Source organism: bacterium (assembly GCA_016716565.1).
In the GTDB taxonomy this organism is placed as follows: domain Bacteria; phylum Bacteroidota; class Ignavibacteria; order Ignavibacteriales; family Ignavibacteriaceae; genus IGN2.
Map to the genome: position 1 here is coordinate 280,401 of JADJWC010000001.1, position 19,206 is coordinate 299,606.

19 protein-coding genes are annotated in these 19,206 nt (G+C 36.8%); 7 read left to right on the forward strand and 12 right to left on the reverse strand.

All coding sequences use genetic code 11. The features are described 5' to 3' along the window. Positions 1–2: 2 nt before the first annotated feature. The 8 genes from IPM14_01290 to dnaA all read right to left on the reverse strand — a co-directional run bounded on the left by IPM14_01290 (position 3) and on the right by dnaA (position 7,367). Complete coding sequence (locus tag IPM14_01290; GenBank protein MBK9096756.1) at positions 3–458, reverse strand: nucleotidyltransferase; 456 nt, start codon at positions 456–458, stop codon at positions 3–5. Beyond that, positions 418–624 (reverse strand): hypothetical protein, encoded by a 207-nt coding sequence (locus tag IPM14_01295; protein MBK9096757.1) that lies wholly within the window; start codon positions 622–624, stop codon positions 418–420. Before IPM14_01295 ends, IPM14_01290 begins: the two co-directional genes overlap by 41 nt. Before the next feature lie 2 nt (positions 625–626). Beyond that, positions 627–2,612 (reverse strand): DNA topoisomerase (ATP-hydrolyzing) subunit B, encoded by a 1,986-nt coding sequence (gene gyrB, locus IPM14_01300; GenBank protein MBK9096758.1) that lies wholly within the window; start codon positions 2,610–2,612, stop codon positions 627–629. Positions 2,613–2,615: 3 nt separating this feature from the next. Further along, positions 2,616–2,903 carry a DUF721 domain-containing protein gene (locus IPM14_01305; protein MBK9096759.1) on the reverse strand — a complete coding sequence of 96 codons (288 nt, stop codon included), beginning with the start codon at positions 2,901–2,903 and terminating at the stop codon, positions 2,616–2,618. After that, positions 2,896–4,008, reverse strand: a complete 1,113-nt coding sequence (locus IPM14_01310) for a DNA replication/repair protein RecF (protein ID MBK9096760.1) — start codon at positions 4,006–4,008, stop codon at positions 2,896–2,898. The genes IPM14_01305 and IPM14_01310 overlap by 8 nt, the downstream gene beginning before the upstream one ends. 1 nt (position 4,009) lies before the next feature. Continuing rightward, the gene (gene dnaN / locus IPM14_01315) at positions 4,010–5,119 is read right to left on the reverse strand and encodes a DNA polymerase III subunit beta (GenBank protein MBK9096761.1); all 1,110 of its coding nucleotides are present in this window, start codon (positions 5,117–5,119) and stop codon (positions 4,010–4,012) included. Between the two features lie 132 nt (positions 5,120–5,251). Beyond that, positions 5,252–5,662, reverse strand: coding sequence for a hypothetical protein (locus tag IPM14_01320; GenBank protein MBK9096762.1), 411 nt, complete (start codon positions 5,660–5,662; stop codon positions 5,252–5,254). Between the two features lie 334 nt (positions 5,663–5,996). After that, positions 5,997–7,367: a chromosomal replication initiator protein DnaA gene (dnaA, locus tag IPM14_01325; GenBank protein MBK9096763.1), complete on the reverse strand. Its 1,371-nt coding sequence runs from the start codon at positions 7,365–7,367 to the stop codon at positions 5,997–5,999. 458 nt (positions 7,368–7,825) lie between these two features. On the opposite strand from dnaA, the gene rpmH reads away from it, so the two are divergent. The 5 genes from rpmH (at position 7,826) to IPM14_01350 (ending at position 13,072) form a co-directional block, all read left to right on the forward strand. Next, positions 7,826–7,969 carry a 50S ribosomal protein L34 gene (gene rpmH, locus IPM14_01330; protein ID MBK9096764.1) on the forward strand — a complete coding sequence of 48 codons (144 nt, stop codon included), beginning with the start codon at positions 7,826–7,828 and terminating at the stop codon, positions 7,967–7,969. Between the two features lie 16 nt (positions 7,970–7,985). Next, entirely contained in the window at positions 7,986–8,390 is a 405-nt protein-coding gene (locus IPM14_01335; protein MBK9096765.1) for a ribonuclease P protein component, read from the forward strand. A gap of 45 nt (positions 8,391–8,435) precedes the next feature. Then, positions 8,436–10,298: a membrane protein insertase YidC gene (gene yidC / locus IPM14_01340; protein ID MBK9096766.1), complete on the forward strand. Its 1,863-nt coding sequence runs from the start codon at positions 8,436–8,438 to the stop codon at positions 10,296–10,298. A 103-nt stretch (positions 10,299–10,401) separates the two neighbouring features. Beyond that, positions 10,402–11,940 (forward strand): patatin-like phospholipase family protein, encoded by a 1,539-nt coding sequence (locus IPM14_01345; GenBank protein ID MBK9096767.1) that lies wholly within the window; start codon positions 10,402–10,404, stop codon positions 11,938–11,940. Positions 11,941–11,953: 13 nt separating this feature from the next. Then, the gene (locus IPM14_01350; protein ID MBK9096768.1) at positions 11,954–13,072 is read left to right on the forward strand and encodes a BamA/TamA family outer membrane protein; all 1,119 of its coding nucleotides are present in this window, start codon (positions 11,954–11,956) and stop codon (positions 13,070–13,072) included. On the opposite strand, the gene IPM14_01355 is transcribed toward IPM14_01350, so the two are convergent. Both IPM14_01355 and glgA read right to left on the reverse strand, forming a co-directional pair. Beyond that, complete coding sequence (locus IPM14_01355; protein MBK9096769.1) at positions 13,062–13,580, reverse strand: class IV adenylate cyclase; 519 nt, start codon at positions 13,578–13,580, stop codon at positions 13,062–13,064. The two genes, IPM14_01350 and IPM14_01355, sit on opposite strands and share 11 nt — an antisense overlap. 32 nt (positions 13,581–13,612) lie before the next feature. Beyond that, on the reverse strand, positions 13,613–15,085 hold the full coding sequence (gene glgA, locus IPM14_01360) for a glycogen synthase GlgA (protein MBK9096770.1): 1,473 nt from the start codon (positions 15,083–15,085) through the stop codon (positions 13,613–13,615). A gap of 120 nt (positions 15,086–15,205) precedes the next feature. Between glgA and IPM14_01365 the strand changes: the two genes are divergently transcribed. Beyond that, entirely contained in the window at positions 15,206–16,000 is a 795-nt protein-coding gene (locus IPM14_01365) for an alpha/beta fold hydrolase (GenBank protein MBK9096771.1), read from the forward strand. A gap of 14 nt (positions 16,001–16,014) precedes the next feature. Then, on the forward strand, positions 16,015–16,893 hold the full coding sequence (locus IPM14_01370) for an arsenic efflux protein (protein ID MBK9096772.1): 879 nt from the start codon (positions 16,015–16,017) through the stop codon (positions 16,891–16,893). A gap of 1 nt (position 16,894) precedes the next feature. Here IPM14_01370 and IPM14_01375 read toward each other — a convergent pair whose 3' ends face one another. Both IPM14_01375 and IPM14_01380 read right to left on the reverse strand, forming a co-directional pair. Beyond that, entirely contained in the window at positions 16,895–18,220 is a 1,326-nt protein-coding gene (locus IPM14_01375; protein MBK9096773.1) for a DUF389 domain-containing protein, read from the reverse strand. 148 nt (positions 18,221–18,368) lie between these two features. Next, on the reverse strand, positions 18,369–19,205 hold the full coding sequence (locus IPM14_01380) for a class I SAM-dependent methyltransferase (protein ID MBK9096774.1): 837 nt from the start codon (positions 19,203–19,205) through the stop codon (positions 18,369–18,371). Position 19,206 lies beyond the last annotated feature (1 nt).

Sequence of the window (19,206 nt, forward strand, 5' to 3'; positions counted from 1 at the left end):
TTTTATTTCTTCTTTTTTATTTGCTTTCTGATTTCTTTCAGGAATTCTAGATCCGCCAAGTCTTTTTTTCGTCCGGCAGCCTTTTTCATTTTTATTAAATGTTCAAGTGAAGGAACATAAACCTTTATTTTTTCTATCTCGACCCTTTTTTTTGATTTCCATAGTTCTTCAAATGAAACCCCCTTAACGAACGGGTGAATATCAGTATCCATAATATATTGTCTGAAGAGTGTTTTTTTATTTAAAAGCTCTACCTTCGATAGCTCCTCAATGCCATCATATCCAAATTCAGCAAGTGCCTTAACTATGCGGCTTACATTTGCTCTAGTAGGTTCAAAGAAAATATCGATGTCAATGGTGTTTCTTGTATATCCATATGCTGGGAATGCCCAAGCTCCAATTACAATGAATTTTACTTTATGTTCTGCTAATAATTGAAGGAGCTTTTTTACGTTCATTTGAATTTAAGAGATTTTGATTTTGCTTGATCAGTTCCATTAATCTTTTGTACCGCTGCGAAACCGTTAGACTTAGCTGAAAAGCGATTTCAAACTCAAGTTCTTTCTCTGGATCATCATCTTCAACAATCAGAATATGTGTTTTCTTCTTCTTTGTCTGTTTCATTTTTAAATATCAAGATTTGCATACTTCGCGTGCTTTTCAATGAACTCTTTTCTTGGTTCTACCTCGTCGCCCATAAGGGTTTCAAAAATTTTATCTGCATTTGCGGCGCTTTCAAGTGTAACCTGGAGAATTGTTCTTGTTTCCGGATTCATTGTTGTTTCCCATAGCTGTTCCGGATTCATTTCTCCGAGACCTTTATAACGTGAAATCACAACGCCTTTTATTTCTTTTTCCTCTGTCGTTTCTTCTGATTCCGCTTCTTTCTCCTCGACTTCCTTTTTTTCTTTACCGTTTATTTTTAGTCTTTTTAGAATTTGGTCTCTTTCTTTCTCGTCGTAAGCATAAAATTCTTCTTTTCCTTTTTTAATTTTATAAAGCGGAGGTTGAGCAATATATACCTTTCCGGACGTTATAAGCTCTTTCATGTGTCTGTAAAGGAAAGTTAGAAGAAGCGTTCTGATATGACTTCCATCAACGTCGGCATCGGTCATTAAAATTATTTTTCCATATCTTGATTGCGAATGATCGAACTCTGCACCAAGTCCAGCACCTACCGCAGAGATGATCGCTCTAATTTCATTATTCTCGAGAATCTTGTTCAGCTTTGCTTTTTCAACATTCAGTATTTTTCCTCTCAAAGGAAGAATTGCCTGAAACTTCCTGTCTCTTCCTTGTTTTGCGGAGCCACCGGCGGAATCACCTTCTACGATATAAATTTCACAATGCTCTGGATCAGTTATGCTGCAATCGGCAAGCTTTCCGGGTAGATTCATATTGTCGAGTGCATTTTTTCTTCTGGCAAGGTCGCGTGCTTTTCTTGCTGCTTCACGAGCTTCTGCGGCACGCATACACTTTTCAATAATTTTTCTTCCGACGGGAGGATTTTCTTCTAAAAACTCGGCGAGTTTTTCCCCGACCAGTGTTTCGACTGCAGATTTTGTTTCGCTGTTTCCTAGTTTTGTTTTTGTTTGCCCCTCAAACTGCGGCTCAGCAACTTTAACTGAAATGACCCCTGTTAATCCTTCTCTGAAATCATCGCCTGTTAAAGAAATCTTCCCTTCTTTTATTAGTCCGTTTTTATAAGCATAATTATTGAGTGTTCTTGTAAGTGCGGTTTTAAAACCAACCAGGTGCGTTCCGCCTTCGTGGGTGTTGATATTGTTGACATAAGAGAAAATGTTTTCCGAGTATCCGTCGGTATATTGAAAAGCTATTTCGACCGGTGTGTTGTCCTTTTCTCCCTCGATATACACTGTTTTATGAAGCGCCTGTCTTGATGAGTCAAGATACTTAACGAATTCTATCAGCCCGCCTTTAAAGTGAAACGTTTCTTCTTCGCCCCCGTTTCTCTCATCTTTAATTTTTATACTGATGTTCTTGTTCAGATACGCAAGCTCTCGCATTCTTTCTGCAAGAATATCAAAACGAAACTCTGTTACCTTAAATATTTCGGGATCCGGGAAGAAAGTTGTTTTTGTTCCTCGTTCCCCGCGTTTAGTTTTTCCAATTTCCTTTACGGGTTTAACCGGAATTCCTCTTTTGTATTCCTGAAAATATGTTTTGCCATCTCTCATAACTTCAACTTTCAGCCATTCTGATAAAGCGTTAACAACCGAAACGCCAACGCCGTGTAACCCTCCCGATACTTTGTATGAGCTTTTATCAAATTTGCCGCCGGCATGAAGAACCGTCATTACAACTTCCAGTGCTGACCGTTTTTCAACCGGGTGCATATCAACAGGAATTCCTCTTCCGTTATCGGTAACAGACGCTGATCCGTCTTTATTTATTGTAACTTCGATCATATCACAGTATCCTGCCAATGCTTCATCAATACTATTATCAACAACTTCGTTCACGAGATGATGAAGTCCGCGGCTGCTGACATCACCGATATACATTGCGGGTCTTTTTCGAACGGCTTCGAGACCCTTGAGAACATTTATGTTTTTAGCGCTGTATTCAACTTGCTTGCTTGCTTTGGTCATATATTATCCGATAAATCTTATTTGAATTACTCTTTGTTCTTTAAAATGTTTATTAATGCTTTCTACTATTTCGCTTTCCTTGAACTTTAGCTCGTTTCTCCATGCTGGATTTTCTATTTTTAATTTCAGGATTTTTTTTTCGCAAGATAATGGAACGGCAATCTTTTCCAAATTTGGAAAAATTTCAAAGAAATGTACAATCACATCTGAAGAATGAACTATCTCCCGAACATTTGCGAGTGATCTTTCCTTCATAAAAACATCTTTTAAACTTCTGAATCCACTACGCATAAGAAACGCTTCCAGTTTCAGACAGTTTAATAATTTTGCTGCCCGTTCCCATTTTCAAAAAAGAAAAATTTCCGAAGTCTGTTAAGGTTATAAACGCCTGCCCGACATCTTCCAGATATCTACTTATTTTTGCAGCCCGTTCCGCATCTAACTCTCCGAAAACATCATCGAGGAGAAACAGGGGGGATTTTCCTGTTTTCTTTTTTAAGTAAAAATATTCGGCAAATCTTAATATCGTTTGAAATGTTTTATGCTGGCCTTGTGATCCATAGCTTCTGAGACTGATTCCATTAATGGTAAAAATGAAATCGTCTTTGTGCGGACCAACAAGGTTCATGCCCCTGCGTAATTCTTCATCTCTTCTTTGTGCCAGCAAATCTGAAAAATATCTTTGTTCTATCTCGGTATATTTTCCATCAAGATAAAAATATTGAATTTCCGGTTCTTCTTTTCCGGGAAGAATTTTCTTATATGATGATTTCACGTACGATTCAAAATCTTTAACAAACTCTGCCCTGTGCTTAATAATTTCAATACCGGTTGATATGAGGTTTTCGTTCCAGGCGTTAAGTTCCTCAAAATCATTCTTGCTTCCTTCTCTAATTCTATTTAAAAGAAAAGCGCGTTGTTTAAGTGTTCTATTATACTCAATCAGCAGGTTTAGATACGTTCGACTTGATTGCGAAATAACAGAGTCAACAAACTTTCTTCTATCGGCAGAATATCCTTGTGTTATAAAATGATCTACAGGAGAGAGCAAAACCACGGGAAATTTTCCAATGACATCTGAAAATTTATTAATTTGCTTTTCGTTCAACATATAATTTTTTTTGTTCTCGCCTATAGAAAAAGATACTCTGGTCTTATCTTCTGTAATACCGGTAAAGTGGCCCTCTATTAAAAATCCGGGCTCTCCTAATCTTACGGATTCTGAGTCAGATGATGTAACACAGCTTTTCGTCGTACACAAATAATGAATTGCTTCCAGAATTGTTGTTTTACCAACACCGTTTCCACCAACTATGTAGTTAAGTTTATCAGAAAATTCAATTTTGGTTTCGGTGTGCTTTCTAATATTTCTCAGGCTAATAGAGGATAAAGGCATTTTAAGTATTTAATCGAACCGGCATCAAAAGCAACATTAGATCTTCATTTTCCTGTTTTTTCCCTGGTTCAATAATACATGCTTTAGTTGGTGAATGCAGTTTAAAAATCACCTCATCGTCATCAACATGAGATAAAATATCGTTTACATACTGTGTGTTGAAGCCTATGTCCATTTGTTCACCACTGTATTCACAAGGAATTTTCTCAACCGCATTGGAGCCTAAATCTATATCTTCGGCAGACACAACAATATTGTTCTTGCCGATAGAAAACTTCACCTGCTTGGAATTTGAAGATGAAAAGAGCATCATTCTTTTTATAGTAGATTGTAACTCATGTCTTTTAATTTTTAGAGTGTTTTCGTTTTCAAGCGGAATAACACTGCTATATGCCGGATATTTTTCAGCAATAAGTCTTGAGCTGAATTCAACATCCCCAATAATAAATGAGATGTGTGATTTACCAGGATATATTTTAACATCTGATTCGCCTAAAAGTTTTGACAGAACGGATATTGCTCTTTCGGGAACGATATACTGTTCTTCAGATCCTGATTTAATATTTTTGTAGATTAATCTTACCAGACGATGCCCGTCTGTCGTAACAAACTTGAGCCCCTCTGAAGTAAACTCGAAAAGTGTTCCTGTCATCGCGGGCCGCATATCTTCCTTACTCATAGCAAATGATGTTTGATCTATTGCCTTCTTTAAATCTTTTCCGTTTAAAATTAACTCTTTGCTTTTTGATATTGCCGGAGTTTCCGGAAAATCTTCTGACGGTGAATAACCAATATTGTATACTCCATTATCGGTAGTCAGTTTAAGCTTGCTGTTACCATCAGTACTAAAATTTATTTGAACATCATCCATTGATCTTACAACATCATACATAAGCCTGGCAGGAATGACAATACTTATGTTCTCTGAAGCGGCTACATTTATTGATGATTTGAGCGAGATTTCCAGATCTGTTGCATAAATAAGAAGTTGTCCGCTCTTTATTTCGAATAAGAAGTTCTCCAAAATTGGCATTGGTGTTCTGGCAGGAACGGCAGGTATAATCTTGGAAAGTATCTTTTCTAGTATTTTACTGTTTACTTTGAATTCCATTAATTGCTCTCCTATTAAAGCACAGAAAAATACTAAATTTGGAAGGGAATAACAACGATTACAAGCACACAATAGTGTGCTTGCAATCTGTATAAAAACTATAACGTGGGATTAAATTATTTTCTTTCTCGACTATGGGCCAATCGGATCAGGAAGTATTCCTTCTTCCGATACATCATCTGAGCTGGTAACACTTGCATATATTGTATAGGCGCCTTCTTGACTAAGGACACTGGAATAAATAACAAGTATTTTTGTTCCGGATCCAAGAGTTAATGTGCCTGACATTTCTCCTTCGGCGCTAAAACTAGTTGCCCCGGCAGGAATAGAATACACTGTTTCATATTCATATTCTCCTTTATCAATGTCTTGTAGCTCAACTGTTTGACCACTCGGAACATTAACCTGTGTACCGCGGAAGTTTAAATATACATCACCCGCAGCTATGTTCTGCAGGGTAATTTTATTTATTGGTCCATCTGAGCAGCTAAGTAAGCTGATTGATAGTATAACCAAAGCAATATAAATAACTTTTTGTTTCATAACTTTTCTATGGATTGTTATTAGTTTTATTGGCTTTTAGACTCAAAAAACAGACCAAAAAGCATACGAAAATACCAAAATAATTCACCCCAATTTACTATATATGAACACACAATTAATATATATGAGATTATATTTTTACTTAATAATAGTAAATATTACCATGTTAGTATGTTAATTATACAATAACTGCTGTATTTCTAAACACTTAGAAGAGAATCAAAATAGGTATTGATGTTCATTAATTATTAAAAAGAGAGACTTACAATTATTACTGTTAATATCTTCATTTTATTAACAAAGTAACCTCAACATTAGAACAAATTACTAACAACTACGAAGCAAGCTCAACTTTATTTCTAATTTCATCTATTACGTTATTTAAGCTAGGATCCTTAATCTTCATATCCTCAATGCTGTTACAAGCATGAATTACTGTAGAGTGGTCTCTTCCACCGAAATGAAGTCCAATTGTTTTTAAAGAGGACAATGTTAATTCTTTTGCAAGATACATTGCTATTTGTCTTGCAAGAACAATTTCTTTTTTTCTGGTTTTATCACGTATTTTGTTTTCGGCAACACCAAGATGCTCACAAACAACTTTTGTGATGGTTTCAATTGTCAATGTACTCGTTTTTCTGTCGGTAGCAATTTCTTTAACAGTCTTTTTAGCCAGATCGAAAGTAATTTCTTTAGAGCTGAGCGAGACACTTGCTAAAAGTTTAATAAGACAACCCTCAAGCTCTCTTATGTTAGAGGTAATGTTTGAAGCGATGTACTCCAAGATTTCATTGGAAACAACCATTCCATAAGACTCAGCTTTTCGTTTGAGGATAGCTATTCTTGTTTCAAGTTCCGGTGGTTGAATATCGGCGGTTAGTCCCCATTGAAACCTGGAAATTAATCGTTCATCAAGACCCTTCAGATCTTTTGGCGGTTTATCGCTGGATAAGATAATTTGTTTTCTTGATTGATGAAGGGTATTGAAAATGTGGAAAAAAAGATCTTGTGTTTTTTCTTTTCCTATTAAAAACTGAATATCATCTATAATAAGAACGTCCATGCTTCTATAAAAATTTGAAAACTCATTTACTCTGTTAGTTTGAATAGATTCTACAAACTCAACAGTGAAAATATCAGATGACAGGTAAATAACTTTTTTCTCGGGAAAATTTTTTACAATCTGATTTCCAATTGCCTGAATCAGATGGGTTTTCCCAAGCCCCACCCCGCCATATAAAAACAGAGGATTAAAGGAAGTACCTCCCGGGTTATCACTAATTGCACCGGCAGCAGCTCGTGCAAGCTGGTTTCCTTCTCCCTTTATGAAATTATCGAAAGTATATCTGGGATTAAGATTTGATTCAAACGAGTGTTTAATTTTAGGTTTTTCCAAAGTGTTGCTGGAAATATCTCCATTACCTTTGTTTTGTGTTTCGACAACCGGAATATCTTCTGAAATAACATATGTTAGCTTTGCATCATTGCCCAAAACATCTGTAATTGATCTAGAAATTAATCCATTAAAATGCTCATCTATCCACTCCCAAAAAAACTGACTTGGAATTTGAACTTTTAAAGTGCTTTCATTTAATTCAATCGGCTTAATAGGTAAAAACCACGTGTTGTAGGTCATCATAGAAACGTTTTCTTTGATCTTTAAAAGACAGGATTTCCACACGCTAAGGTGGTCGTTAACAGTCATATTTTCTTTAATATCAAGCTGTTCCAATGTTACTTATCCACAGGTTTGGGTTATAATATAGACACTATTATGAGGGCGAAATTAAAAAATGATCAACCTTAAAGTTTAGCTAAGCACAAGTTATGAACATCAGATAATACGGCGTAAATCATAATAAACAAACAACTTCCGGCGCTTTGTAAAAAACTATCACACATGGATGACACCATCAAACAAGAAATTTGCATAGCTGAATTTGTGAAACGTTTCCACAAGAAAGAGAAACTCACAAGTTATCAACATTTTGAAAAGATAGCCGCTCGGTCAAAAAATAATACTTGATTGTGTTCAGAACAAATTAATTTTTACTTTCTTTTGGAAGATAATCGTATCCCTCAACGATGAAAAATAAACTTCTTGATAATAAGGCAGCATCGGGTTATTTTTGTGCTCTTTTTTAATGAAAATGGAGTAGAAAAATGAAAAGAACATATCAGCCGAGCAATAGAAAAAGAAAGAACAAGCATGGATTCCGTGAGAGGATGAAAACTAAAAACGGAAGAACAGTTCTATCGCGAAGAAGATCAAAGGGAAGAAAAAAGCTGACAGTTAGCGATGAATAGTCTTTAGTTTAAAGAAGTGGAAAGGCAAACAAACAATTTTGAAACGCTGAAAAAAGAACTTGATTTCAATCTTGTTTTTAAGAAGGGAAAAACCATAAAATCTGAAGCAGGCTATGTTAAAGCTGCATATTTGTTTGTTGATAACGGAGAGAATTGGAAAGTTAAAACGGCAATCGCAATACCTTCAAAATCTGGAAACAGTGTCTGGCGAAATAGATTTAAAAGACTGATAAGGGAATCTGTAAGACGCGAATTAAAAAAATTAACTGAGATTATTTCTAAAAAAGACTTGTGCCTGCTGATAGTTTTCTCTCCAAACAGGACAAACCAAAGAAACAAAAAAAAATTATTTCTTTATGAAGTCCATTCGGGCGTAACTGACATTCTAAAAAGTATTTCATCGGAAAACAACCACAACTGATTATACAGTGGTTTTCATAATAGTATATAAAATAAATGGAACATCTTGGATAAGAATACAACAATAGCATTTGTACTTATTGGTGCCATATTAATAATCTGGCTTTTTATTAATACCCCTGACCAAGAAAAGCTACAGCCACCAGCAAAGGACACAACATCAGTTGTTGAAAACAAGCCCGGGGAGCTAAAAGAAGAACAGCAGATAGAAGAAAACAAAGCGCTCCAGACCGAATCGGTTCAAGAAGAAACATCTCTTGGATTATTTTCAAGTGTCGCGGTGGACTCGGGACGTATAATAACAATAGAAACAGATCTTGCTATTTATGAGCTGTCAACAAAGGGCGCAAATTTTCACAAGGTTTATTTAAAGAAATTTAACAACTGGTATTCTGCCGATGATAATGATGGAAATTATTATAGCAACTCCGTACAGTTAATTAATTATTCTGTAAGCAACACATATAACATTTCGTTTATAAGTTCAGAAGGAAAAGCAATAAACACAGCTGACCTGAACTTCAGCTCCTCTACTGGAAGCAAACAAACGTTAACAGGGACCGACTCTTTGACCCTAATCTTCAGAATGGAACTTGGTCCGACAAAAGCAATTGAAAAAAAATATTTATTTCGTGCCGGGAGCTACTTAATAAGCAGCGATATTTCTTTTTATGACTTCAATGGAATTATAACCGATAATACTTACGACATTTCCTGGGAATCTGGTATTAGACCTGTGGAAAAAAACATTGTAAACGAAGCGACCTTTTCAAGCGCGGATGTTTTTTACGGTGACGAAAAGGTTGTAGTTGATGCACCCGGAGACGGCGAAAAGATTACTCGGGACTTTAATGGCAGGGTTGATTGGCTGGCAGTGAGAAACAAATACTTTGCCGCGATAATGATTCCTTCTGACCCCAGCCAAATAGAGGGAGCTTATGTTGAGGGGCAAACATTTCCAACCAAAAATCTTGGACTTAAAGAAATTTATAATGTCCGGCTTGTTGTTCCATTTAAAGGTTCGAACCCCGAAAAGCGATCGGTAGATATATACATCGGCCCGGTTGACTATGATCAGCTGAAAGAAATAAACAACAATCTTACTGCGCTGGTGGACTTTGGAACATTTTTCGGATTAAAATTTATTGTCAGACCCATTGCAGAATACCTCTTGCTTCCGTTGTTTAAATTTTTGAATAATTTTATTCCAAACTATGGATTTGTAATAATTGTATTTTCGTTGATAATAAAGATTGTGGTATATCCTCTCACGCGGAAGAGCTTCCAGTCGATGAAAAAAATGCAGTTGCTTCAACCGAAGATCACAGAACTTAAAGAAAAGTTTAAAGACGATCCGCAGAAGATGAATAAAGAAACCATGAAGCTCTATCAAACATACGGCGTAAATCCTGCAGGTGGATGTTTGCCGATACTTTTGCAGATGCCAATATTTATTGCATTGTGGGGACTATTCCAGGCGGCGATTGAGCTGCGACAGCAGCCGTTTATTTTTTGGATAAATGATCTTTCCGTACCGGATGTGATTTTTGATCTCGGTTTTAAGCTTCCTCTTTTTGGCATTCAGGAAATTAGCGGGCTTGCATTATTGATGGGCGTTACGACTTTCTTTCAACAAAAGATGTCTATTAAAGACCCAAAACAACAGGCTCTTGTATATATGATGCCGATTATGCTGACGATTTTATTTATGACATTCCCTTCCGGGCTGAACCTCTATTATTTTATGTTCAACGTTTTTTCAATTGCACAGCAATATTATATAAATCAAAAGAAGGACGATGTTGAACTGGTTCCTGTCGATCCATCAAAAAGAAAAAAGGGATTCATGCAAAGACTTATGGATGCAGCAGAACAACAGGCAAAACAACAACAGAAAAATAAAAAGTAAAAAAGAACCAGAAGAGACTCCCAAAGTCACGCCGACTTTAAAATCCTTTTCATAACTTTGAATCGTGAACTTTTTTAAGAAAATATTTTTAATCATTTTCTTAATGCTTCTTACTAATTTGAATGCGCAGGAAGCAAGGGTTATTTCTATTCAAACAAAGACAAAACACCTTCCTTACGGACTTCACCATAAAATTCTATCGGCTTACCCAGAAGTAGGAATAGCAATGAGCGGCGGTGGTGCCCGGGGTTTGGCTCAAATTGGCGTTCTTAAAGCCTTTCAGGAAGAAGGCATAGACATATCAATGATTGCAGGAACTAGCATTGGAAGCATTATTGGCGGCGCATTCGCTTCGGGATACTCTATTGAAGAATTAGACTCAATAGTTAAAAGTACTGACTGGGACCGGCTTCTCTCAATAAACAATCCATCGGAGAGAAGAGAGCTTTTTATTGATCAAAAAATAGGTGAAGACCGTTCGCTTTTCACATTAAGACTCGATGGATTTAGTCCGGTACTTCCAACATCTTTTAATGAAGGGCTGCGACTTTCTAATTATCTGGCGCTTCTTTGCTTATCTGCGCCCGTCGTTCCGGAAAATAATTTTGATGATTTATTAGTAAGATACAGAGCTGTGTGTACTAACCTGATTGATGGACAGCTGGTTATACTTTCAGACGGTTCTTTGTCGCGAGCAATGAGAGCCAGCTCAAGCGTATCTTTTTTGCTTGCACCGGTTGTGGTTGATACCCTTACCCTTGTTGACGGCGGACTTGTTTCAAACATTCCCATAAACACAGTAATGGATATGGGCGCAGATTACGTAATAGCAATTAACACAACCAGCAACCTTAGGGAAAAAGACGATCTGGAAGTTCCATGGAACATTGCTGATCAAACAGTTAGCATTCCCATGAAGAAACTTGAGCAGGCAGAACTATCAAATGCTGATTTTCTTATAAAGCCCGATATTGACGAATGGACATCGACCGATTTTACAAATATTGACTCGTTGATTTTAACAGGTTACACGTATACAAAAAAACTTACACGAGAGATCGAACGACAGATAGACTCCATTATGATTTTTAACTCGGGGATAGAAATATTCTGGGTGAAAAATCCGGGGACGCCCAAAAACCCGGGTGAATTTGAAAAAGAATATTTGGAGAAATACGCACAGATGGATTCTGTTTCGAGCTACGAGATATTTAAAGATGCAGCAGAACTTTACAACAAAGGATATTTCGACTCGTTATCAGTAATGGTTGAAGAGAAAAAGGACACAAACCAAATAATTTTTCAATATTCACTTAATCCCAAAATTAACGAAGTTGAGATCATCTCAAATGGAATCATGGATTCATCCGGCGCAATATCTCTGATTAATTCGCTCAGCGGAAAACCATATTCAGGCAAATTTATTTATGATGTCGTAAGAAAACAGATTGTTGATTATAAAAGAAAAGGCTTCATATTATTCAAACTAAAAAGTCATAACTTCGATGAAAATACTGGCAAGCTCGTTCTTGAATTTGATGGCGGCTTAATCTCTAAGGTGAACATTAATAGTGAAACAAGCAAAACGGTTATCAACCGGGAGTTAAATATTAAGGCGGGGGGAGTATCTTGTTTATTCTGATCTTGAAAATGGTTTGATGAGACTCAGAGCCAGCGGGCTTTTTGATGATATTAATTTAACGGTAGAACAAAATGATTCCGGCACGTTTCTAAATCTGGATGTCAATGAAAAAATCTCAAGCCTGTTAAAAATAGGATTTTTAGTAGATAACGCTTATAACGCACAGCTTGGTGTTGATATAAGAGATGTTAATCTTCTTCATTCAGGCACCGAACTTGGACTTTTTCTTTTCGGTGGTGCCAGCAACAGAGCATATATTCTTGAGCACATCTCATACAGGATTCTTAACACATATTTTACTTATAAATTGAGCGCATATTATAAATTCAGCGATATAGATGTTTACACTCAAAACACCTCGGAATCCGGCAACACATTCTCGAGTGATTACAGAGGAAAATACCGGCAAATTTTTTATGGTGGATCTTTTTCGATTGGTTCGCAGCTCGAAAAGTTTGGGAAGTTGATCTTCACAGGAAAATACCAGCATGACGAGATTAAAAATAAAGAAGGCACCACAGTAGCTCCTTATGAAACTAAAATCGTAAGCTTAAAGATCGACGCAATTGTTGATAATCAAAACAGATATCCATATCCCGATGACGGTCTTTTGTTTAATGGTATTTATGAAACTGCTCAAAGTTTTCTCGGCGGCGATGAAAGCTATCTTTTGTTCAGCGCGGATCTGAGATATTATTTTAAATTGTCTCCACGCCAGGTTCTTTCACCAAGGATTCAGATTGGTTTTGGAGATAAAACCCTTCCGCTTAGCGAACAGTTTATGCTTGGTGGATTATATTCCTTCTTCGGCGCACACCAGAACGAGTTCAGAGGAAGGCAGATATTTTTAACCTCTGTTATGTATCAATACAAGCTTCCGTTTAAAATATTTTTTGATACTTATACATGGTTCAGGTATGATGTTGGTTCTACGTGGGAACAACAAGAACAAATAAGATTTAAGGATTTACGGCATGGCATAGGCGGAGCGATTTCATTTGATACACCGGTCGGCCCGGCGGACTTTTCAATTGGCAGAAGCCTTATAATTAGTCAGGGATTGACGGAAGATTCCTTTGTGTGGGGTGACGTATTGTTTTATTTTTCCATTGGGCACGCAATCAATTTTTAGCTAAGAGCAAATCACTGTACGAAGTAGTTATCAGATCTTCTTTAGTTAATCCAAACAAATCAAGATAATAACTACATTGCTTATACAGTTTCTTTTCTCCTATGCTGCCATCCAGGTCAATTGCCTCGATTTCAACAAAGCTGCCCAGCCCGCGAACAACATCAAGGTGAAACTTTACGTTTTCTATAAAATATATTTCCCGATTCTTATCGACAACAACCCTAATTCCCAAAGATCCTGTTAATATTTCTTTTAAATTTGAACCGGGAAGGTTTTTGTAGAGGATAACTACGGATTTTTTGGGCTCGGCAATATCTTCTCTTTCATAATAGATGAGGTGGTTCTCAATATTTCCTTCTCTTAATTTTAATCTGCCTTGGTTAACTTTGAAATATGTATCTACCTGATTATCTGTTCCCCTAAAATCGGCACCGCACTTTTTTAATGTTTCTCTTATTTCTTCAATACGGGATGTTCTTGCCTTTATTTCTATATTGATGTGAGCCATAGAAGTTTAAAAATGTGACCGCAAAAGGAAAACTATTTACCTGTCCTTTTATCGACAGCGAGTTTATAAAGTTCGACGTACTTTTCAGCGGACCGGGTCCAGCTAAAGTCTAACGCCATTCCGTTTGCTTGAATTTTTTTCCAGATTTTCGGTTGCTTGAAAGTATTGACAGCTCGCTCAACAGATTTGTATAATGCATAACCGGAATAGTCATAAAACGAAAAACCGTTCCCGTCTTTAAATCCAAAATGACTTTGTTCATCCCAGTCTTTTACTGTGTCTGCGAGACCTCCGGTTTTTCTTACAATCGGAACCGTTCCATATTTAAGACTGTAAATTTGATTAAGTCCGCAAGGCTCATATCTTGAAGGCATTAAAAACATATCGGCGCCAGCCTCGATCAAATGAGAAAGCTCGTTGTTATAACCAATGTATGCGCCAACTTTTCCCGGAAACTCAGTTGAAAGCCATCTGAACAGATCTTCGAATTTATCTTCTCCGCTTCCAAGAATAATCCATTGAGCTTCAAGATTCATAAGTTCATTTATTGAATCAGCAAAGATATCAAATCCTTTTTGCGTCACCATTCTGGATACGATTCCAATCAGCGGAATATTTACATCTGGCTTGATACCAAAATGATTAAGCAAATATTTTTTATTTAGATATTTTCCGCCCATATCGTTTATCGAATATTTATATGGAATATGCTTGTCTGTTTCGGGGTTCCAGATATTATAATCAACACCGTTCAGTATTCCATACAAATCTTCCTTTCGCTGCCGCAGTGTTGATTCAAGCCCGGCACCGTATTCTGCGGTTAGTATCTCGTGAGAGTAAGTGTTGCTTACTGTATTAATGATATCAGAAAAAGACACGCCGGCTTTTAAAAACGACACACCGCCTGTTTGCTCGATTGGGCTTCCTGAATAAAATAAATCGCCGCGTATCTCTGCGCCGAACAAAACTGATTTTGAAAACAATCCCTGGTAGCCAATATTGTGAATTGTAAGCAATGTTGCGGTCTTATCGAAAAATCTATCCCAGCTATAATTATCTTTGATGAACAACGGAAGTAAGCCTGTTTGCCAATCATTGCAATGAATAACGTCCGGCGCCCACTGAAGTCGCTGCAGCGTTTCAATTACTGCCTTGGAGAAGAGGATAAATCTTTCATCTTCATCATGATCGTTTGTATAAATAATGTGACGATAGAAGTAATGTGGACAATCAACAAAATAAACATCAACTTCGGTTCCTGGCAATTTACTCTGGTGAACATGAACTGAACGGATTATGCCATTAATTCTTATTGGCATTTCTCCAATATTCCAATTGTACTTTAATCCATGTCTGTTTTCATCAATCAGGGAGTATTTGGGAACAAATATTTTGACATCACATCCAAGTTTTGCAAGTTCAGCAGGGAGCGAACCGGCAACGTCGGCTAGTCCGCCGGTTTTTGCGTAAGGAACACATTCGGTTGAAACAAAGGCAATTTTCATGAAGGCACTTTCTATTATCAGCGAAAATTTGAAACAATAAAAATATTAATTTTAATGTGAATAATAAGACATAATGGATTAAATTTCATTCGGGTTTATCAAAATTTTTAACGGATAATGATGGAAAAAAACATTAATGATCTAAAGGTTTTCCTATCGGGCAGCAACAACTTAAAACCAATAGTGTTTATTCATGGGTTCCCTTATGACCACCTAATGTGGAAAGACCAAATTGAGTATTTCGGCAAATACTATCTCTGCGTTTCTTATGATATCCGTGGACTAGGCAATTCTCCCGCAGGCGACGGACAATTTACTATGGAGGCGTTTGTTGATGACCTGGAAAAAATAGTTGACGAATTAAATTTAGAAAAACCCATTCTCTGCGGACTATCAATGGGTGGCTATATTTCATTAAGGGCCATGGAGAGATTTCAAAGTAAATTTAGCGCGTTGATTTTATGCGATACCAAATCTGAAGCAGATAATAACGAGGGAAAATTAAAAAGAGTTACGGCTATAAAGCAGATAAACTCAGGCGGGTTTGATGAATTTATCGAAGCTTTCGTCCTGAACTGCTTTGGCGAAATGTTTGTAAAAGACAATAATACAGAATATAAAAAAGTTGTTGATCGATCTAAAAAGAATAATCAGATTGGAGTTAAAGGCTGTTTGCTAGCAATGCTTGGCAGAACGGACACTACCGCAACTCTTCCAAATATAAAAATTCCTACTCTCATGATTGGCGGAAGCGAAGACAATCTTACACCACCGGACGTAATGATGTCAATGGCAGACAAAATTCCCAACGCGAAATTTGTTTTAGTTGAAAAGGCCGGACATATGACGCCCATCGAAAATCCTAATGCTGTTAATAAAGCGATTAAAGATTTTCTAACAAAGAACAATCTTTAACATCGATTACAAATATGCACAATCATCAGCACTCAGGAATTTTTGAGATAATACTTGGTTCGTTAGCAGATACCTATCTGATGATACCGGTTCTATTTCTTTTGTATTTTCTTCTTGAATATTTCTCTCACACTAAACAACTAGATCTAATTTCTAAATTAAAAATTTCAGGACCACTTGGCCCGCTTGCTGGAACACTACTTGGAATAATTCCCCAATGCGGGATGTCAGTATTTGTAACAACACTTTTTCTTTCACGTCGCGTAACTCTAGGAACTCTTATAGCAACATATCTTGCTACATCTGACGAAGCTTTACCGGTTCTGATTGCTCATCTTGAGCAATCAGAAATGATATTTTATATAATCGGATTGAAGTTATTAATAGGCGTTGTTTCGGGTTATGCTATTGATTTTGCATTGGGTAATAAACTTTATGATGGTCCTTTGCCCGAAGTCAAGTCATCGCATGCAGTAGAAATAAAACACGAGTTGGAAAAAACCATTTATAAGGAAATTACCCTGCATGCAATTAAAAGAACACTTAGAATTTATTTCTGGGTGCTGCTGATAACGATAGGAATATTATTAATTTTATCTTTATTTGATTCTGAGCAGCTTGTTAAATCAATTCAAGCTCATCCGAACATTCAGATTTTTGCAGCCGCACTATTTGGGTTAATTCCAAATTGTGCTGCATCAATAGCAATTGCAGAAGCTTTTTTGCATACAGGATTATCGATTGGGGCCACTATTGCTGGACTCAGCACGGGGGCAGGCTTTGGCCCGATCGTATTATTTAAAGATGGAAATATGAAAACCGCGTTCCGCGCTCTGATAATTGCTCTTTTAGTTTCAATTATCTGGGGATATCTTATAAATTATTTCGCTTAAATCAATTATTGTATAAAATTCTCATGTCTTCTGAATCAAGCCGTTTCTTTACCCACTCATTTACTTTTTCTTTGTCTTTATTAAGCAAGCCCTTTCTGTTTGTTTCGAATACAACCAGTTTTATTTTTTTGGGAACCGAGGCCGTATCCTGGAAAACAAAGGAGTCAGAGATTGAACATCCGGTGATTTGAGGAAAAACAGCCCGGATCTCTTCTAAAACTTGCTTGCCGATCATTCCTTTATTCATCAAACTGTCAACCTGTTTTTCTTTATTTATCAACGCCATCTTCAAAGTATTAATTTCGAGCTGAAGTTTTTCAGCCTCACTCGTTTTTGTTCTCAATGCTTCTAGGGTAAAACCCTGTTGAATTTCAATTGATGATTCATCTATTAAGAAGTCGTTGGCTCTCTGCTTTATCTGATTTTTCTGGTCTTCGGTGAGGGCAGATCCACCATAGATTAATTTTATATCTCTCTTTTCGGGAGAAACCTCTGACTTTAAAAGATAGTTTCCCCCAAAGAAGCTTACGCTTTCGATAAACATAGATGCCATTTCTTTAAACTTTTCGTTCTGGATAAGCTTGTAACCAAAAAATATACTGGGTATTAACACAATAATTATAACAACCGTTATCCACCCGTTAACTTTTTTTCTTTGATCTTCATCCACGATAGTCCTTATGGGAAACTTCAATAGTTGCGAGATTAAAACGGATGAAAGAGCTATAAAAACAGTATTTATTGTAAACAAGTAAATAGCACCAAAAAAGAAATTCATTTTGCCGGTTGCAAGTCCATATCCGGCGGTACACAATGGAGGCATCAGCGCGGTTGCAATAGCAACACCAGGAATTACATTTCCCTTTTGCTTGCTTGTTATTGCTACGATTCCTGCAAGCCCACCAAACAAAGCAATAAGCACATCGTAAATAGTTGGACTTGTTCTTGCGAGCAGCTCAGAGTGTTCCGTTGATATTGGAGTAACAGCAAAATAAAGTGTTGAAGCAGCAAGGCTGGCAAATACCGCGAACGTGAAATTCTTCACTGAAAATCTGAACAAACGCAAATTGTATGTTGCGATGCTGTATCCCATTCCGTTTATCGGGCCCATCAACGGAGAAATTAACATGGCGCCGATAATTACCGCGGTTGAATTCATATTTAAACCAACCGAGGCGACTATAATTGCAAACATTAATATCCAGAGATTTGTGCCTTTGAAAACAACATCGCGCTGGATGGTTTCATGAATTTTCTCATAATCATCAACCTCGCCCTCAAGGTTTAGATAATGTAAAATTTTATGCAGCAGGTTATTCCGTGTCATGTTTTTTCCGATACTATAGTTAATTGATGTAAGGAATGTTTACGAAAGAAATATATTAAACTTCCTCTCTAAAATATATCCCGAAAAATTCAATTTCCTGATGATGGTCTCAAGAAATAACACTAGGGCAACATTATAAAGGCGGAAATTAATTTTTTGTTGCGTTTATAATTACAAAAGGAATCGTAAGCGTTAGAAAACGAGCGTTATTTGAATGTTCATTATGTCGTTTTTCGATCTCCGAAAATATTTCCACGCGTAAAGATTCAGGAATTATATTTTTCCAGCTTTCAATAAAAGCCAGCTTTATAAGGAAATGATTCAGCATCGTTGTTCCGTCGACAAACCTGTAATCAAATTTATGTTCAGATGTGTCGTCAACACCATAACCGTATTTCTTCAGAAGACAGACATATTCGTCTACGGGTTTTCTCTTTTGATAGATGTGCTTTTTCATCATGTCCAATTCAGCTTGCATATTTTTTTTAAGAAGAACTTCTTCCAACACCGAATAAAACTCAAACATCGTTTTATCCGTATTATAAGAGAATACGAGCTGGGCGCCGGGCCTACAAATTCTTTTACATTCCATCATAACTGTTTCGATATCATTGACATTGTTTAACCCATTGTTGCTAAATATCAGATCAACCGACATATCAGGCAGAGGAATTTTTTCCGCAACGCCGCAAAACAACTCACAATTGTGAATGCCATAAATTTTAATTTTATTTTTAGCTCGTTCCAATGCGGCTTCCCAGGGATCTAATCCGTAAACCTTGCAGGAATTTCCAAGACGCATTGCAACTTCAAGTAAAGGAAAACCAGTTCCGGAACCGATATCAAGCGCGACAAGGTTTTTTCTATAATTGATTTTTTCAAGAAGACGCAGACCGAATGGTGCCGACCAGAGAGGAAGCTCATCAATTACAGAAACCAAGTCAACACTATTTAAATCATAATTTGTTGTAAGATAATTGTTCATA

Excerpts from the sequence above, each read along its gene's own strand:
- dnaN (MBK9096761.1), bottom strand. The coding sequence starts at position 5,119 with ATGGAATTCAAAGTAAACAGTAAAATACTAGAAAAGATACTTTCCAAG.
- IPM14_01305 (MBK9096759.1), bottom strand. The coding sequence starts at position 2,903 with ATGCGTAGTGGATTCAGAAGTTTAAAAGATGTTTTTATGAAGGAAAGA.
- IPM14_01320 (MBK9096762.1), bottom strand. The coding sequence starts at position 5,662 with ATGAAACAAAAAGTTATTTATATTGCTTTGGTTATACTATCAATCAGC.
- IPM14_01290 (MBK9096756.1), bottom strand. The coding sequence starts at position 458 with ATGAACGTAAAAAAGCTCCTTCAATTATTAGCAGAACATAAAGTAAAA.
- dnaA (MBK9096763.1), bottom strand. The coding sequence starts at position 7,367 with ATGACTGTTAACGACCACCTTAGCGTGTGGAAATCCTGTCTTTTAAAG.
- IPM14_01375 (MBK9096773.1), bottom strand. The coding sequence starts at position 18,220 with ATGACACGGAATAACCTGCTGCATAAAATTTTACATTATCTAAACCTT.
- IPM14_01355 (MBK9096769.1), bottom strand. The coding sequence starts at position 13,580 with ATGGCTCACATCAATATAGAAATAAAGGCAAGAACATCCCGTATTGAA.
- gyrB (MBK9096758.1), bottom strand. The coding sequence starts at position 2,612 with ATGACCAAAGCAAGCAAGCAAGTTGAATACAGCGCTAAAAACATAAAT.
- IPM14_01295 (MBK9096757.1), bottom strand. The coding sequence starts at position 624 with ATGAAACAGACAAAGAAGAAGAAAACACATATTCTGATTGTTGAAGAT.
- IPM14_01370 (MBK9096772.1), top strand. The coding sequence starts at position 16,015 with ATGCACAATCATCAGCACTCAGGAATTTTTGAGATAATACTTGGTTCG.
- IPM14_01380 (MBK9096774.1), bottom strand. The coding sequence starts at position 19,205 with ATGAACAATTATCTTACAACAAATTATGATTTAAATAGTGTTGACTTG.
- rpmH (MBK9096764.1), top strand. The coding sequence starts at position 7,826 with ATGAAAAGAACATATCAGCCGAGCAATAGAAAAAGAAAGAACAAGCAT.
- IPM14_01365 (MBK9096771.1), top strand. The coding sequence starts at position 15,206 with ATGGAAAAAAACATTAATGATCTAAAGGTTTTCCTATCGGGCAGCAAC.
- glgA (MBK9096770.1), bottom strand. The coding sequence starts at position 15,085 with ATGAAAATTGCCTTTGTTTCAACCGAATGTGTTCCTTACGCAAAAACC.
- IPM14_01345 (MBK9096767.1), top strand. The coding sequence starts at position 10,402 with ATGCTTCTTACTAATTTGAATGCGCAGGAAGCAAGGGTTATTTCTATT.
- IPM14_01310 (MBK9096760.1), bottom strand. The coding sequence starts at position 4,008 with ATGCCTTTATCCTCTATTAGCCTGAGAAATATTAGAAAGCACACCGAA.